The organism is Microbispora sp. CSR-4 (genome assembly GCF_008033685.1).
GTDB lineage: Bacteria > Actinomycetota > Actinomycetes > Streptosporangiales > Streptosporangiaceae > Microbispora.
Genome location: NZ_VJVX01000229.1, coordinates 1 through 656 on the forward strand (window position 1 = coordinate 1; position 656 = coordinate 656).

At 72.9% G+C, this 656-nt stretch carries 1 protein-coding gene; it reads left to right on the forward strand.

Going from position 1 to position 656, the window contains the following annotated elements:
• Positions 1-656: DUF222 domain-containing protein (locus FLV34_RS39575; protein WP_222709813.1), on the forward strand; the 656-nt coding region annotated here is incomplete at both ends.

The window sequence follows — 656 nt, forward strand, 5'->3', positions numbered from 1 at the left end:
GGCGCTGACGCCGCTTCCCGATGACGTGGATGTGTGCCTGGCCGAGGCGGAGGAGTTGCTGTTCGCCCGGGATCGGATCACCAGCGCCCTGGCCGACCGCGTCGGGCGGGTCCATCGAGCGGGGCAGGCCAGGCAGCACGGCCATGCCTCCACCCGCTGCTGGTTGCGCACCAGTGGGGGGATGACGGTGGGCGGTGCGGGCCGCCTGCTCACCCTGGGCGCGGAACTGCCGCGCCTCCCCGTCGTGCGGGAGAAGTTCGCCACGGGTGAGCTGGCGGCCGGGGTGGTGGAGGCTATCTGCGCCGCTGTGGCCGGACTAACCGACGAGCAGGCCACCTTGGCGGAGCCGATCCTGGTGGACCTGGCGGGCAAGGCCGGGGCGGCGGAGGTCGCCAAGGCCGGCCGCCATCTGCGGGCGGTGCTGGACCCCGATGGGGAAGAGCGGGATGAGCGGGCCGATTACGGGCGGCGGTTCCTGCGGGTCCGCCCGGGCAAGGGCGGCGGCGTGGAAGGAGAGTTCTACCTGCCGCGTGAGGCCGGCGCCCGGTTGATGGCCTTGTTGCAGGCGTACGCCAAGCTGAGGGCACAGGGGGATGACCGCCCGCTGACGGTACGCCAGGCCGACGCGCTGATCGCCCTGCTGGAGCAGAAGATCG